Annotated in this window: 14 protein-coding genes; 10 read left to right on the top strand and 4 right to left on the bottom strand. The window is 66.8% G+C overall.

The genetic code is table 11. The annotated features are described in order from the left end of the window. Window positions 1-30 precede the first annotated feature (30 nt). On the top strand, window positions 31-1863 hold the full coding sequence (gene aspS, locus VHL31_RS15320) for an aspartate--tRNA ligase (RefSeq protein WP_329662092.1): 1833 nt from the start codon (window positions 31-33) through the stop codon (window positions 1861-1863). A gap of 77 nt (window positions 1864-1940) precedes the next feature. Here the strand turns inward: aspS and VHL31_RS15315 are convergent, their stop codons facing one another. Next, window positions 1941-2417 carry a PRC-barrel domain-containing protein gene (locus VHL31_RS15315; RefSeq protein ID WP_329662091.1) on the bottom strand — a complete coding sequence of 159 codons (477 nt, stop codon included), beginning with the start codon at window positions 2415-2417 and terminating at the stop codon, window positions 1941-1943. Window positions 2418-2801: 384 nt separating this feature from the next. Here VHL31_RS15315 and VHL31_RS15310 point away from each other — a divergent pair, with 384 nt between their 5' ends. The 3 genes from VHL31_RS15310 to VHL31_RS15300 all read left to right on the top strand — a co-directional run bounded on the left by VHL31_RS15310 (window position 2802) and on the right by VHL31_RS15300 (window position 5663). After that, window positions 2802-3980, top strand: coding sequence for an acetyl-CoA C-acetyltransferase (locus tag VHL31_RS15310; protein WP_349262456.1), 1179 nt, complete (start codon window positions 2802-2804; stop codon window positions 3978-3980). Window positions 3981-4078: 98 nt separating this feature from the next. Next, window positions 4079-4804 carry an acetoacetyl-CoA reductase gene (phbB, locus tag VHL31_RS15305; protein WP_329662089.1) on the top strand — a complete coding sequence of 242 codons (726 nt, stop codon included), beginning with the start codon at window positions 4079-4081 and terminating at the stop codon, window positions 4802-4804. 118 nt (window positions 4805-4922) lie between these two features. After that, window positions 4923-5663 (top strand): SDR family oxidoreductase, encoded by a 741-nt coding sequence (locus VHL31_RS15300; RefSeq protein WP_329662088.1) that lies wholly within the window; start codon window positions 4923-4925, stop codon window positions 5661-5663. A 3-nt stretch (window positions 5664-5666) separates the two neighbouring features. Here VHL31_RS15300 and upp read toward each other — a convergent pair whose 3' ends face one another. Next, complete coding sequence (gene upp, locus VHL31_RS15295; RefSeq protein ID WP_329662087.1) at window positions 5667-6296, bottom strand: uracil phosphoribosyltransferase; 630 nt, start codon at window positions 6294-6296, stop codon at window positions 5667-5669. A gap of 138 nt (window positions 6297-6434) precedes the next feature. On the opposite strand from upp, the gene VHL31_RS15290 reads away from it, so the two are divergent. Genes VHL31_RS15290 through VHL31_RS15265 form a run of 6 tightly spaced genes read left to right on the top strand, consistent with a single transcriptional unit; the run spans window position 6435 to window position 12522 of the window. After that, the gene (locus VHL31_RS15290) at window positions 6435-8045 is read left to right on the top strand and encodes an ABC transporter substrate-binding protein (protein WP_329662086.1); all 1611 of its coding nucleotides are present in this window, start codon (window positions 6435-6437) and stop codon (window positions 8043-8045) included. A 14-nt stretch (window positions 8046-8059) separates the two neighbouring features. After that, the gene (locus VHL31_RS15285) at window positions 8060-9130 is read left to right on the top strand and encodes an ABC transporter permease (protein WP_329662085.1); all 1071 of its coding nucleotides are present in this window, start codon (window positions 8060-8062) and stop codon (window positions 9128-9130) included. Next, window positions 9127-10029: a nickel transporter permease gene (nikC, locus tag VHL31_RS15280; protein ID WP_329662084.1), complete on the top strand. Its 903-nt coding sequence runs from the start codon at window positions 9127-9129 to the stop codon at window positions 10027-10029. Before VHL31_RS15285 ends, nikC begins: the two co-directional genes overlap by 4 nt. Continuing rightward, entirely contained in the window at window positions 10026-10862 is an 837-nt protein-coding gene (locus tag VHL31_RS15275) for an ABC transporter ATP-binding protein (RefSeq protein ID WP_329662083.1), read from the top strand. The genes nikC and VHL31_RS15275 overlap by 4 nt, the downstream gene beginning before the upstream one ends. Before the next feature lie 2 nt (window positions 10863-10864). Continuing rightward, complete coding sequence (locus VHL31_RS15270; protein ID WP_329662082.1) at window positions 10865-11632, top strand: ABC transporter ATP-binding protein; 768 nt, start codon at window positions 10865-10867, stop codon at window positions 11630-11632. Between the two features lie 44 nt (window positions 11633-11676). Beyond that, window positions 11677-12522 carry a fumarylacetoacetate hydrolase family protein gene (locus VHL31_RS15265; protein ID WP_329662081.1) on the top strand — a complete coding sequence of 282 codons (846 nt, stop codon included), beginning with the start codon at window positions 11677-11679 and terminating at the stop codon, window positions 12520-12522. Between the two features lie 54 nt (window positions 12523-12576). Here VHL31_RS15265 and otnC read toward each other — a convergent pair whose 3' ends face one another. Both otnC and otnK read right to left on the bottom strand, forming a co-directional pair. Next, the gene (otnC, locus tag VHL31_RS15260) at window positions 12577-13218 is read right to left on the bottom strand and encodes a 3-oxo-tetronate 4-phosphate decarboxylase (RefSeq protein WP_329662080.1); all 642 of its coding nucleotides are present in this window, start codon (window positions 13216-13218) and stop codon (window positions 12577-12579) included. Further along, the gene (gene otnK / locus VHL31_RS15255) at window positions 13215-14486 is read right to left on the bottom strand and encodes a 3-oxo-tetronate kinase (protein ID WP_329662079.1); all 1272 of its coding nucleotides are present in this window, start codon (window positions 14484-14486) and stop codon (window positions 13215-13217) included. The genes otnC and otnK overlap by 4 nt, the downstream gene beginning before the upstream one ends. Between the last annotated feature and the right edge of the window lie 17 nt (window positions 14487-14503).

Here is a 14503-nt window from a genome sequence, read left to right as displayed (position 1 = left end):
GCCGGCCGGGCCGGTGGATACGAGGAACCCATGCATCTTTACCGCACCCATACCTGCGGACAGCTTCGCGCGGACGATGTCGGCAACAACGTCCGCCTGTCGGGCTGGGTCCAGCGCAAGCGCGACCACGGGCAACTCCTGTTCATCGACCTGCGTGACCATTACGGGATCACACAGCTGGTGTTTCAGCCCTCCGCCAGCTTTTTCGACGAGGCGTCGAGGCTGCGTGCGGAGAGTGTCATCACCGTCACCGGTCGGGTCGTGGCCCGCGACGCCGCCACCGTCAACCCTGGCCTTCCGACCGGAGCGATCGAGCTGGTGGTCGAGCAGCTCCATGTGGAGAGCGAGGCGGACGTCCTGCCACTCGAGGTCGCAAGCGATCGCGACTATCCGGAGGAGACCCGGCTGCGCTACCGGTTCCTGGATCTCCGCCGGCAGAAGATCCACGAGAACATCGTGCTGCGCTCGAAGATCATCACGTCGCTTCGCCAGCGGATGACCGCGCAGGGCTTCACCGAGTTTCAGACTCCCATCCTGACCGCGTCCAGCCCGGAAGGTGCCCGCGACTTCCTGGTGCCGTCCCGACTGCATCCCGGACACTTCTATGCGCTGCCGCAGGCACCCCAGCAGTACAAGCAGCTTCTGATGATCAGCGGCTTCGACCGCTACTTCCAGATAGCACCCTGCTTTCGCGACGAGGATGCGCGGGCGGACCGCAGCCCCGGCGAGTTCTACCAGCTCGACGTCGAGATGAGCTTCGTCAGCCAGGACGATGTGTTCGACGCGGTGGGGCCGGTGATCGCGGGCGTGTTCCAGGAGTTCAGCGACTGGGATGTCACGCCCTACCCGTTCCCGAAGATCACCTACCACGACTCGATGCTGCATTACGGTTCGGACAAGCCGGACCTGCGTAACCCGATCAGGATCCAGGACGTCACCGAGGTGTTCGCGGGCGGTGGGTTCGCCGTGTTCGCCAAGGCGATCGAGAGCAAGAAGGCGGTCGTGCGCGCCATCCCGGCGCCGGGTGCAGCCTCCCAGCCGCGCTCCTACTTCGACAAGATGGTGGCCTTCGCGCAGAGCCTGGGGGCCCCCGGCCTCGGCTACATCATCTTCCAGGACGGGGCGGCCAAGGGGCCGGTCGCAAAGTTCCTGGACGAGGGGCGCCTCGCGCAGCTGAAGGAGAAGGCGGGGCTGAACGACGGCGATGCCGTGTTCTTCGTCTGCGATGCGAAGGCCGGCGCCGAGAAGCTGTCCGGGCAGGTGCGGAACCAGGCGGGCGAGCAGCTCGGCATCTGCGAGAAGAACGCCTACCGGTTCTGCTGGATCGTCGACTTCCCAATGTATGAGTATGACGAGGACCTGAAGCAGGTCATCTTCTCGCACAACCCGTTCTCGATGCCCCAGGGAGGCATGGAGGCGCTGAACGGCAAGGACCCGCTCGAGATCAAGGCGTTCCAGTACGACATCGTCTGCAACGGCATCGAGCTGTCCTCGGGTGCCATCCGTAACCACCGGCCAGACATCATGGTGCGGGCGTTCGAGGTGGCGGGCTATGGCCGCGAGGAGCTGGAAACCCGCTTTGGCGGCATGTTCCGGGCCCTGCAGTTCGGTGCACCGCCGCATGGCGGCATTGCGCCGGGCGTGGACCGGATCGTGATGTTGTTGGCGGATACGCCCAACATCCGCGAGGTCACGGCCTTCCCCTTGAACCAGCAGGCGCAGGAGCTACTGCTGGGAGCACCTTCGCCGGTGAACGAGAAGCAGCTGAAGGAGCTGAACATCCAGCTGAGCCCGATCGCGCGGGAGAAGCTGCGCGGCGAGAAGAAGCCCGACGACAAGCCGATCGCCGCACCGCCGTCCTGACAACGACAATCGGCCGGTCCGCAAGGACCGGCCGATGCACGAGAGCCGAAGGCTCAGCCTTTCAGCTGCGTGAAGTCTTACTGGTCGGGTTCCGCGGACGGCGGGATGCTGCTCCAGCCACTGTCGTTGCTCTCGACCGCGGGCAGCGCCTCGATCTGCTCCTTCGACATGTTGACGACGAGCTCCTCGCCGGCATCGCCCTGGGCCATCTGCAGCTGGTTCAGGTCCAGCGCGACGGTGCGCTGGCCGAGGCCGAGGAAGCCGCCGACATCGACCAGGACGTTCTGGATCGAGCCGTCGCTGCCGATCAACAGGTCGCTGACCTCACCGACCGAATTGCCCTCACCGTCGACAATGTCACGGTCCATCAGCTCATCAGCGCTGAAGTTGCCGGCGATGGTGCCCGAGAAGCTGCCGGGCTCGGTGTTCCGGTAGGAGCCGAACTGGCTGGCGGCGGTCCCAGCCGTGCTGTTCTCCATCTCGGTGGCAGCGCTGTCGGAAGACGGCATCGTCGTCGTCGCAGCAGGGTCCGTGCCGACAGGAGCCTGCGGCATGGTCTCCATCGGCTGTTGTGCAGCAGGAGCAGCAGGATCAACAGTCGGCTGAGTCTCCTGGGCAAATGCAAGACCTGCAGTCGTCAGGCCGATCGCTGCAACGCTTGCCATGAGCAACTTCTGCATGACCGTTTCCTTTCTTTCGTTGGCTCGCTCGATCCGGGGATCGACTGTCAAATCAACGTCCCCAAACCTCTGCGGGTTCCTGCGGTGCCGGCAAATAACCCCTTGGGAAGCTGCTAATTGCGCAGGAACCTCCTAAGGCGCCCGGCGACACCCGCCGCTGCTTCGCCTAGACTTGCGGCGGCATCGCATGTGCCTGCAGGCTGGAAACGCCCGAGCGGGCGCAACAGATGGAACGGTAGCAGAACTAGGGCAGGAACGATCATGAGCGACGTCGTCATCGTAAGCGCGGGCCGGACCGCGATCGGCTCCTTCAACGGCGCCCTGTCGACACTGCCCGCGCATGATCTCGGCAAGGTGGTCATCCAGGCCGTGCTGGAGCGGGCGAAGGTCGATCCGGCCGAGGTTTCCGAGGTCATGCTGGGCCAGATCCTGACCGCCGCCCAGGGCCAGAACCCGGCGCGCCAGGCATCGGTGAACGCCGGGCTGCCGATCGACGTGCCGGCCTATGGCGTGAACATGCTGTGTGGCTCCGGCCTGAAGACGGTCGCCATGGCCTATCAGGCGATCAGGAGCGGCGACAGCTCGATCGTGGTGGCAGGCGGCCAGGAGAGCATGTCGCAGGCGCCGCATGCCGCCTACCTGCGCACCGGGGCGAAGATGGGCTCGGTCGACATGGTCGACACGATGATCAAGGACGGGCTCTGGGACGCCTTCAACGGCTACCACATGGGCAACACAGCCGAGAACGTCGCGGAGAAGTGGCAGATCACCCGCGAGCAGCAGGACGCCTTCGCGGTGGCCTCGCAGAACAAGGCGGAAGCGGCCGTGAAGAACGGTCGTTTCAAGGATGAGATCATCCCCGTCACCATCAAGAGCCGCAAGGGCGACGTGGTGGTCGAGCAGGACGAGTATCCGCGCTTTGGTGCCACGATCGAGGCGATGCAGAAGCTCCGTCCCGCCTTCAGCAAGGAAGGCAGCGTCACGGCCGGCAATGCGTCGGGCATTAACGACGGCGCTGCCGCGGTGGTCGTGATGACGGCTGACGAGGCGAACAAGCGTGGCCTCACCCCGCTGGCCCGCATCGTCTCCTGGGCGCAGGCGGGCGTGGATCCGGCGATCATGGGCTCGGGCCCGATCCCGGCCTCGCGCAGCGCCCTGAAGAAGGCCGGCTGGTCGGTCGACGACCTGGACCTGATCGAGGCGAACGAGGCGTTTGCGGCCCAGGCCTGCGCGGTCAACAAGGATCTCGGCTGGGACACGGACAAGGTGAACGTGAACGGCGGTGCCATCGCACTGGGCCACCCGGTTGGAGCGTCCGGTGCCCGCGTGCTGGTCACGCTGCTGCACGAGATGCAGAAGCGCGACGCGAAGAAGGGCCTGGCCACGCTCTGCATCGGCGGTGGCATGGGCATTGCCCTTTGCGTCGCGAGAGACTGACCAGCTAGCTGGACGGGCCGGGAACTGGCGCCCGGCCCGCCTTCTACTTGCAGGCAACCACAGCCCGAATGGGCGTGATCCGATCAGGGAGAATCGAGATGGCCCGTGTCGCACTCGTCACCGGGGGATCCCGTGGGATCGGAGCCGCGATCTCGGTCGCGCTGAAGGAGGCCGGTTTCCAGGTGGCCGCCAACTATGCCGGCAACGACCAGGCCGCCAACGACTTTGCGGCCCAGACCGGCATCCCGGTCTTCAAGTGGAGCGTCGCGGACTTCGAGGCCTGCCAGGCGGGCATCGCGAAGGTGGAGGCCGAGATCGGCCCGGTCGACGTGCTGGTCAACAATGCCGGGATCACCCGGGACAGCAGCTTCAGCAAGATGACCGTCGAGCAGTGGCGCGAGGTGATGGCGACCAATCTCGATTCACTGTTCTTCATGACCAAGTGCGTGTTCGACGGGATGAAGAAGCGCGGCTTCGGGCGCATCATCACCATCGGCTCGGTGAACGGCCAGAAGGGCCAGTTCGGCCAGGCGAACTATGCCGCTGCGAAGGCCGGGGCCATCGGCTTCACCAAGGCGCTGGCCCAGGAAGGGGCCAGGTCGAACGTCACGGCGAACGTGGTGGCGCCGGGCTACATCGCTACCGACATGGTCAAGGCCGTGCCCCAGGAGGTCCTGAACTCCAAGGTCCTGCCGCAGATTCCCGTCGGGCGGCTGGGCGAGCCCGAGGAGATCGGTCGCTGCGTCGTGTTCCTGGCCGGGGAGGGCGCCGGATTCATCACCGGCTCGACACTGACGGCCAATGGCGGCCAGTACATGGCCTGAGCGTTCTCGCGAGGCGACCGGTGCCGGGGCTTCCTGGCGCCGGTCGCCTCCGCTACTGGTGCCGCGCGTCCGGCCGGCTGGTCGGTGAACCCCTGGCGTGTTCGTTGGAGAGATCGGAATGACTGGAAGGCTGGCCGGCAAGCGCGTGCTGGTGACGGCGGCGGCACAAGGCATCGGCCGTGCGGTCGCGATTTCCTTCGCACGCGAGGGCGCCGACATCCTCGCCACGGACGTGAACACCCATCTGCTCCAGGAGCTGGAGCGTGAGGAAGGGATCCGGACCGAGCGGCTGGACGTCCTGTCGGCCGACGCCATCCGGTCCTGCGCCCAGCAGCACCCGGGCATCAACGTGCTCGTGAACGTGGCGGGCTATGTCCACAATGGCACGATCCTGGACTGCACGGACGAGCAGTGGGACTTCGCGTTCGACCTGAACGCCCGCTCGATGTTCTGGCTGATCAAGGCATTCCTGCCGAAGATGATCGAGAACGGCGGCGGCTCGATCGTGAACGTCGCCAGCGTCGCGGGCGCGTTCAAGGGGGTGCCGAACCGCTTCGCCTACGGGGCATCCAAGGCAGCCGTTCAGGGCCTCACCAAGTCGGTCGCGATCGACTTCGTGAAGCAGAACATCCGCTGCAATGCGATCTGCCCGGGCACGGTGCAGTCGCCGTCCCTGGATGACCGGATCAACTCCGCCGCCGACCCCGTGCAGGCACGCAAGGACTTCGTTGCCCGCCAGCCGATGGGCCGGCTGGGCACGGCGGAGGAGATCGCCGCGCTGGCACTCTACTTCGCGTCCGACGAGAGCAGCTACACGACCGGCACGCTCGCCGTCATCGACGGCGGGCTCACCACCTGATCGTCAGCGGGTGCCGTAGATCCGGTCGCCCGCATCGCCCAGGCCGGGCATGATATAGCCCTGCTGGTTCAGGCCGCGGTCGACCGCGGCCGTGAACACCGGCACGTCCGGATGCGCGGCGTGGAACTTGGCCACACCTTCGGGTGCGGCCAGCAGGCAGGCATACTTGATGTCAGTGGCACCCGAGGCCTTCACCTTGGTGACCGCAGCGATCGCCGAGTTGGCGGTGGCCAGCATCGGGTCGACCAGGATCACTGGTCGCTCGCTGATGTCGCTGGGCACCTTGTAGAAATATTCCACCGGCTGCAGCGTCACATGGTCCCGGTAGAGGCCGAGATGGCCGACGCGCGCGGAAGGGATCAGGTCGAGCATGCCTTCGAGCAGGCCATTGCCGGCACGGAGTACGGAGACTAGGCAGAGCTTCTTGCCGGCCAGCATCTTGACCCGGGCCATCTCGAGCGGCGTTTCCACGTCCACGTCTTCGAGCGGCAGGTCGCGGCAGATCTCGTAGCCGAGCAGCAGCGCGATTTCCTTCACCAGCTGGCGAAACTCGGCCGTGGGCGTCTCCTTGCGGCGCATCAGGGACAGCTTGTGCTGGACCAGCGGGTGATCGACCACGACGAGCTTGGGCACGCGTTTTCCTCCAGGCACGGACGGGGCCGGGTTTACGGAGCAGCGGGCCGAAGGGCAATCCGCCGACGCCGGGCTTGACGCGGTGCAGCACGAGGATACCGTCGTCACAGGCTCGTCAAGTTCCAACGGAGCGCACGCATGAAACGCCGGACGCTGTTGACTGCCACGGCAGGAGTCGTGGGTCTTTCCGCCGGGCTCGGCAGCGGCCTGTTCACGCCTGCAGCGGCCGCCACGCCCAAGGACGTGCTGGTGATCGCCAAGAACATCGACGACATGATCACGCTCGACCCGGCCGAGTGCTTCGAGTTCTCGGGCGGCGAGATCGTGGCGCAGCTCTATACGCGGCTGGTATCGGTCGACCCCAAGGACACCACCAAGCTCGTGGGCGGCATCGCCGAGAGCTGGACCGTCTCGGACGATGGCGGTGTGCTGACCTTCAAGATCCGCCCGAACCTCAAGTTCCACTCCGGCAACCCGGTGACGGCCGAGGATGCCGCCTGGTCGCTGCAGCGGGTCGTCATCCTCGACAAGACGCCGGCCTTCATCCTCTCCCAATTCGGCTGGGCCGCGGACAATGTCGCCGAAAACATCAAGGTGACGGCGCCAGACACGCTGCAGCTCACGCTCGTCAACAAGTTCGCGCCGACGCTCGTCCTGAACGCGCTTTCGGCCGGGGTCGGCTCGATCGTCGACATGAAGCTGGTGATGAGCCACGCCGAAGGCGACGACCTCGGCTATGGCTGGCTGAAGAACCAGTCGGCGGGCTCGGGCGCGTTCAAGCTCCTGACCTGGAAGGCCAAGGACGCGGTGGCGCTGGAGGCCAATCCCGACTTCTACCTGGGCGCGCCCGGCATGAAGCGGGTGGTGGTCCGCCATGTCGGCGAGCCGGCGACCCAGCTCCTGCTGATCCAGAAGGGTGACGCCGACATCGCCCGCAACCTCAGCCCCGACCAGATCGCTGAGCTCACCAAGAGCCCGGATTTCAAGCTGCAGACCGACCCCAAGCAGAGCATCCTCTATCTGGGCCTGAACCAGAAGAACTCGATCCTGGCGAACCCGAAGGTACGCGAGGCGCTGCGCTATGCGGTCGACTACGAGGGGCTGACCAACAGCCTCCTGAAGGGCCAGTGGATGATCCACCAGTCCTTCTTGGGCGAGGGGATGTTCGGCGCGCTCGGCAACAATCCCTACAAGCTGGACATCGAGAAGGCGAAGGCCCTGCTGGCCGAATCGGGAGCGGGCTCCGACCTGTCGATCACGTTCGACGTGCCGAACACCTCGCCTTATATCGACATGGCGCAGGCCATCCAGGGGACGTTCGGTCAGGCAGGGGTCAAGGTCGAGCTGGTCCAGGCCGACCAGAAGCAGGTCCTGACCAGGTACAGGGCGCGCAACCACGACATGGTGCTGATGTACTGGTCGCCGGATTATCTCGATCCGCACTCCACCACCGATTATTTCGCGCGCAACCCCGACAACAGCGACGAAGGCAAGACCAAGACGGTGGCCTGGCGCAACGCCTGGGACATTCCGGAGCTGACCAAGGCGACCGATGCGGCGGCGCTCGAGCCGGACACGGCCAAGCGCGAGCAGGCCTATCTGGACATCCAGAAAGAGGTGCAGGCCCAAGGCGCCTATATCCTGATGTTCCAGCAGGTCGAGCAGTCCGTGCTGCGCAGCAACGTCCAGGGCTTCGTGTCCGGCCCCACCTTCGATACCGTCAACTATTCGGGCGTGACCAAGACCTAGGGTACCACCGGATCGTGGCTGTTGCCTCGGACATCGCGGCGCTGCCGGCGCGGGAGCGTGGGCGCAGCTGGCTCCTGCGCTTCTTGGTCAAGCTCGGGTCGCTGATCGTGTCGGTCGTGCTGACCGTGCTCGGCCTGTTGCTGGTCACGTTCATGATCGGCCGGGTCATCCCGGTCGATCCGCTGCTGGCGATGGTGGGCGACCGGGCAAGCGAGGAGATCAGGGCCAGGGCAGCGGCCGAAATGGGCCTGGACCTGCCGCTGTGGCAGCAGTTCATCCGCTATCTCGGCGACGTGCTGCAAGGCGATCTCGGCAATTCGGTCCTGAGTGGCCAGCCCGTGCTGACCGATATCGGCCGGTTCTTCCCGGCGACCCTGGAGCTTGCGACCACGGCGACGCTGCTGGGCGTGTGCCTTGGCGTGCCGCTGGGCGTGCTGGCCGCGACCCGCCATGGTCGCTGGCAGGACCAGATCATCCGGATCGTGGCGCTGGCCGGCTACTCCGTGCCGGTATTCTGGCTGGGGCTGGTCGGGCTCCTGCTGTTCTACGCCAAGCTCGACTGGGTGGCGGGGCCTGGCCGGATCGACGTGGCCTACGAGTACTCGATCGAGCCGGTGACCGGCCTGATGCTGGTCGACACGTTGCTGGCGCACGACACGGACGCGTTCTTCGACGCGCTCTCGCACCTGATCCTTCCGGCCTCGGTGCTGGGCTACTTCTCGCTGGCCTACATCACACGGATGACCCGCTCGCTCATGCTGGCCGAGCTAGGCCACGAGTACATCGTCGCCGCCCGGGTGAAGGGCCTGCCGGAACGGCGGGTGATCTGGCGGCATGCAGTCGGCAACATCATGGTGCCGCTGATCACGACCATCGCGCTCTCCTACGCCTACCTGCTCGAGGGAGCGGTGTTGACCGAGACGGTCTTTGCCTGGCCCGGCCTCGGCCTCTACATCACGCAGTCCCTGTTCAGCGCGGACCTGACCGCGGTGCTGGGCGCCACCATCGTGATCGGGCTCGTGTTCATCGGGCTGAACCTCCTGTCGGACGTGCTCTACACCCTGGTCGATCCGAGGGCGACGTGAGCACGCTTGCGACCTGGCTCACCACCGCCACGCCTGCGTCGCGCGGCCAGGCCCGGGCAGGGCGGCTGTACCGGGGCACGCTGGAGCTTCTTTCCAACCGGCTGGCGGCGACGGGCATCGCCATCGTCGTGATCCTGGTGCTGGTGGCGATCTTCGCCCCGCAACTGGCCACTTATCCGCCCGACCTGCAGAACCTGCAGGACCGCCTGCTTCCCCCGTCCAATGATCACCCGTTCGGCACGGACAATCTGGGCCGCGACATCCTGAGCCGGGTCATCTGGGGAAGCCGGATCACCCTGACGATCATCCTGCTGGCGGCCGTGACGGTAGCACCGCTGGGGCTGGCCGTCGGGATCGTCGCCGGTTACAGCGGCGGGCTGCTCGACCGGGTGCTCATGCGGATCACCGACATCTTCATGGCGTTCCCCCGGCTGGTCCTGGCCCTGGCCCTGGTGGCAGCGCTGGGCCCCGGCATCGAGAACGCCATCATCGCGATCGCCGCCACCGCCTGGCCGCCCTATGCGCGCCTCGCGCGTGCGGAGACGCTCACGCTGCGACGGCAGGACTTCATCGCGGCGGCCCGGCTGCAGGGGGCCTCGCATGCACGCATCCTGGTCCGGCACATCATGCCGCTGACCGTTTCCACCATCCTGGCGCGCCTGACGCTGGACCTTGCCGGCATGATCCTGATCGCGGCCGGCCTGGGCTTTTTGGGCCTGGGCGCCCAGCCGCCCACGCCCGAATGGGGTGCGATGGTGGCGTCGGGACGGGAATATCTCACGCAGCAATGGTGGGTCGCGACGATGCCGGGGGCGGCGATCTTCCTGGTCAGCCTCGCCTTCAACCTGATCGGGGACGGCCTGCGGGACGTGCTGGACCCGAAGGCCGCGCGCTCGTGACGGCGCCGCTCCTGGAGGTCGCCGGGCTGACGGTCAGCTTTCCCACCCGGGATGGCCTGCACCCGGTCGTCCGCGACGTTTCGTTCACGGTTGGACGCGAGAAGGTCGGCATCGTCGGCGAGAGCGGCTCGGGCAAGTCGATGACCGCGCGCGCCATCCTCGACCTGGTGCCGCCGCCAGGCAGGGTGAGTGCTGCGCGCCTGGCATTCGCGGGTCAGGACCTCCGCAGCATGCCTACGCGGGAGCGCGCGAAGCTGCGCGGCAAGCGGATCTCGATGATCCTCCAGGACCCGCGGCATGCGCTGAACCCCGTGATGACGATCGGTGCGCAACTGGCCGAGACGTTCCGGTTGCACAAGGGGGCGAACGGCCGCCAGGCGCGCGAGCGGTCGCTCCAGGCGCTGAATGCGGTTCATATCCGCGACCCCGCGCGCGTCGTGGACCTCTATCCCCACGAGATCTCGGGCGGGATGGGGCAGCGCGTCATGATCGCGATGATGTTGGCCCCCGATCCGGAACTGCTGCTGGCCGACGAGCCCACCTCGGCCCTGGACGCCACGGTCGAGGCGGGCATCCTGGAAACGCTGGACGAGCTGGTCACCGCCCGGGGCATGGGGCTGGTGCTGGTGAGCCACGATCTCGACCTTGTCAGCGCGTTCTGCGACCGGGTGCTGGTCTTCTATGCCGGGCGGATCGTGGAGGAGCTGGATGCACGGAATCTGAGAGCTGCGCAGCATCCCTATACCCAGGGGCTGATGGCTTGTGTGCCGAGGCTGGGCCAGCGGCGTACGGAACTGCCGGTGCTGCGCCGCGATGCCAGCTGGGCGCGCTGACGATGGGTGCCGACATCGAGATCCGGGGCCTGTGCGTGCGCTTTGGCAGCCTCCAGGCGCTGGACCACGTCTCGCTGCGTGCGGAGGCCGGCAGTTGCCTCGGGCTCGTCGGCGAGAGCGGATCCGGCAAGTCGACGGTCCTGCGCGTGCTGACCGGCCTGGTCGAGCAGTGGGAAGGGCGGGTGGAGGTGGCGGGGCGAGCGCTCATGGGCGGCCGACGCGACCTCGAGTTCTGCCGGCAGGTCCAGATGGTGTTCCAGGACCCCTACGGCTCGCTCCACCCCCGCCACACGATCGACGCGATCCTGGACGAGCCGATCTCGATCCACCGCCTGGGCAATGCCTCGACGCTGATCCCGCAGGCGCTGGCCGATGTCGGGCTGCCGCAGGATGTCCGGTTCCGTTACCCGCACCAGCTCTCGGGCGGGCAGCGGCAGCGGGTCGCCGTCGCGCGCGCCTTGCTGCCGGCCCCTTCGATCCTGCTGCTGGACGAGCCGACCTCGGCACTGGACGTCTCGGTGCAGGCCGAGATCCTGAACCTGCTGGTGGCGCTGCAGAAGAAGCGCCGGCTCACCTCGATCCTGGTCAGCCACAACCTGGCGGTGGTCGCTCATATGTGCCCGCGCGTCCTGGTGATGGACCAGGGCAGGATCGTGGAAGAGCTCTCCAGCGACGCCCTGGACGCTGGCGAAGCCAGCTCTTCGCAGGCAAGGGCGCTGATCGCAGCCAGCCGCCATGCCCGGACGCAGGCTTCAAATGCACGACAATAGCGTCTAGAGCGCTTCCAGCGCCGCATTGGGAGGATGGTTCGCTCATGAAGCTCGTGCGTTACGGCACGCCCGGGGCCGAAAAGCCCGGTATCGTGGATCAGGACGGCGTGATCCGTTCGCTGGACGGGGTCGTGTCCGACATCGCCGCCGATGTCCTGTCCGATGACGGCCTTGCGAAGATCCGCGCGGTCGATTTGGCCAAGCTGCCCAAGGTCGAGGACAGCGTCCGTCTCGGACCCTGTGTCGGTAGGACCGGCAAGTTCATCTGCATCGGCCTGAACTATGCCGACCACGCCGCGGAAAGCGGCATGGCCGTGCCGCCCGAGCCGGTCATCTTCATGAAGGCCACCTCGGCGATCGTGGGGCCGAACGACCAGGTCAAGATCCCGCGCACCTCGGTGAAGACCGATTGGGAGGTCGAGCTGGGCGTGGTGATCGGCAAGACCGCCTCCTATGTCAGCGAGGACCAGGCGCTGGACCATGTCGCCGGCTACTGCGTGATCAACGACGTCTCGGAGCGGGCCTTCCAGGCCGAGCGCGGCGGCCAGTGGACCAAGGGCAAGTCCTGCGACACGTTCGGGCCGACCGGTCCTTGGCTCGTCACCCGTGACGAGGTGCCGGACCCGCAAAACCTTCACATGTGGCTGGAGGTCGACGGGCACCGCTACCAGAACGGCTCGACCAAGACGATGGTCTACGGCGTGCGCTTCCTGGTGCACTATCTCAGCCAGTTCATGTCGCTTTATCCGGGCGACATCATCTCCACCGGCACCCCGCCGGGCGTTGGCCTAGGCCAGAAGCCGGAGCCGATCTACCTGAAGGCGGGCCAAGTCATGCGCCTGGGCATCGAGGGCCTGGGCGAGCAGCGGCAGGAGCTGGTGCAGGCCTGACCTGAATTGGTTTGGTACACGACGAGGGGCGGCCGATCGGCCGCCCTTTTTCGTTCACTTAATCGGGTACTTCGCCTCGATCTCCGCGACCTGTTCCGGCGTCAGCAGGCGCGGGTTCAGGTTGCGCAGCATCAGATAGAGCTTGGCCGTCTCTTCCAGCTCTTCCACCGCGTTGGTGGCGGCTTCCAGATCCTTGCCGGCGACGACCGGGCCGTGATTGGCCAGGAGCACCGTGCTGGCCTTGCCCGCCACGCCACGAATGGCGTCGCCCAGGGCAGGATCGCCTGGGATGAAATAGGGGATCAGCGGCACCCTTCCGCAGCGCATGCAGTAATAGGCGGTGAGCGGCGGCAGGACGTTCTCGGGATCCACCTCCGGCAACATCGAGACGGCAACCGAATGCGTGGAGTGCAGGTGCACGATGGCGCCGGAGCCGCTGCGCTCGTCGTACATGGCCGAGTGCAGCGGGATTTCCTTCGACGGCGGGTCGCCGGACAGGAGCCGGCCGGCCGCGTCCAGCCTGCTGATCCGCCCAGGGTCCAGGCGGCCGAGCGAGGCGTTGGTGGGCGTCATCAGCCACGTGCCGTCGTCCAGCCGCGCGCTGATGTTGCCGGTCGAGCCCGAGGTCAGGCCGCGGTCGAAGATCGACTTGCCGATGGTGCAGATCTGCTCGCGCAGCTGGCTCTCGCTGCTCATGGCCGCTTTCCCGGCATGAAGCCGAACGCCTTGCTCAGGAAGTTGGGCGTCCCGAAATTGCCTGACTTGAGCGCCAGGGCGAGGGGGCGGTCGCCGACCGACACGGTTGCCGGAACGCCCGGGTCGATCTTCTGCCCGATCCGCAGCGCCGAAACCTTGAGTGCTGAGACCACCGAGCCGCTCGTCTCGCCGCCCGCCACTACGAGCCGGCGCACGCCACGCTCGACCAGGCCCGTCGCCAGCTTGGCCATGGCGGCCTCGACCAGCTCGCCCGCCCGCTCGCGGCCGAGCACCGTCTGGGCTGCGGCGACCTCGCCCGGTTCGGCGGTGGCGTAGATGATCAGCGGCCCGTCCTTCAACCGCTCCTGCGCGAACGCGAGCGCTTCCTCAACCGCTCCGTCGCCGTCCGCCAGCTTCTGCGGATCGAGCTTGAAGCCGGGACGCCCGTTCAGGAAGTCGGCGACTTGGCCACGTGTCGCCACGGAGCAACTGCCGGCAAGAACCGCTTCGTAGCCATCCACCTCCGGCAGTTCGCCGGCCTCGTGGCGGCCGAGCAGTCCCTGGCGGCGGAAATTCTCCGGCAGTCCCAGGGCGATGCCGGAGCCGCCCGTCACGAGCTTCAGCCCTGCCGCGGCCTCACCCAGGATGCGCAGGTCCTCGTCGTAGATCACGTCGGTGACGACATGGGCAACGCCATCGGCGCGAAGCTCGCCCAACCGGGTGCGGACGGCGTCGGCTCCGTCGCGCACCGTGTCATAGCGCACCAGCCCCACCTTGCGGCGGCTCTGCGAGGCCATCACCCGCACCAGGTCGGGCTCGGTCATCGGGTTGAGCGGGTGCTTCTCCATTCCGCTTTCCGACAGGAGCCGGTCGCCGACGAACAGGTGGCCGCGAAAGATCGAGCGGTTCAGGGTGGGGTAGGCCGGGCAGACGATCGTCTGCTCCTCGCCCAGTGCTTCCAGGAGCGCTTCGGCGACCGGGCCGATATTGCCCTCCCGCGTGGAGTCGAAGGTGGAGCAGTACTTGAACAGGATCTGCTTCGCCCCCCGCTCCTGCAGGTAGCGCAGGGCGGCCAGCGACTGGTGGACAGCCGCGGATGGCTGGATCGAGCGCGATTTCAGCGCCACCACGAGCGCGTCGACATCGCCCGGATCGGTGCCGGCATCCGGTACGCCGATCGTCTGGACCGTGCGCATGCCTTCGGCGACCAGCACGGCGGCAAGATCGGTGGCGCCGGTGGAATCATCGGCGATGCAGCCGAGCAGCATGGTTCTGCGCCTCCCTC

This window comes from Geminicoccus sp., assembly GCF_036263595.1.
GTDB lineage: Bacteria > Pseudomonadota > Alphaproteobacteria > Geminicoccales > Geminicoccaceae > Geminicoccus.
Note: the sequence above shows the minus strand (reverse complement) of the source record. Positions and strands in the feature narration are given on the sequence as shown.

Bases quoted from the DNA above. Each gene is read 5' to 3' on its own strand.
- aspS (WP_329662092.1), top strand. From the start codon at position 31: ATGCATCTTTACCGCACCCATACCTGCGGACAGCTTCGCGCGGACGAT.
- VHL31_RS15315 (WP_329662091.1), bottom strand. From the start codon at position 2,417: ATGCCGCAGGCTCCTGTCGGCACGGACCCTGCTGCGACGACGACGATG.
- phbB (WP_329662089.1), top strand. From the start codon at position 4,079: ATGGCCCGTGTCGCACTCGTCACCGGGGGATCCCGTGGGATCGGAGCC.
- VHL31_RS15300 (WP_329662088.1), top strand. From the start codon at position 4,923: ATGACTGGAAGGCTGGCCGGCAAGCGCGTGCTGGTGACGGCGGCGGCA.
- VHL31_RS15290 (WP_329662086.1), top strand. From the start codon at position 6,435: ATGAAACGCCGGACGCTGTTGACTGCCACGGCAGGAGTCGTGGGTCTT.
- VHL31_RS15270 (WP_329662082.1), top strand. From the start codon at position 10,865: ATGGGTGCCGACATCGAGATCCGGGGCCTGTGCGTGCGCTTTGGCAGC.
- VHL31_RS15265 (WP_329662081.1), top strand. From the start codon at position 11,677: ATGAAGCTCGTGCGTTACGGCACGCCCGGGGCCGAAAAGCCCGGTATC.
- otnC (WP_329662080.1), bottom strand. From the start codon at position 13,218: ATGAGCAGCGAGAGCCAGCTGCGCGAGCAGATCTGCACCATCGGCAAG.
- otnK (WP_329662079.1), bottom strand. From the start codon at position 14,486: ATGCTGCTCGGCTGCATCGCCGATGATTCCACCGGCGCCACCGATCTT.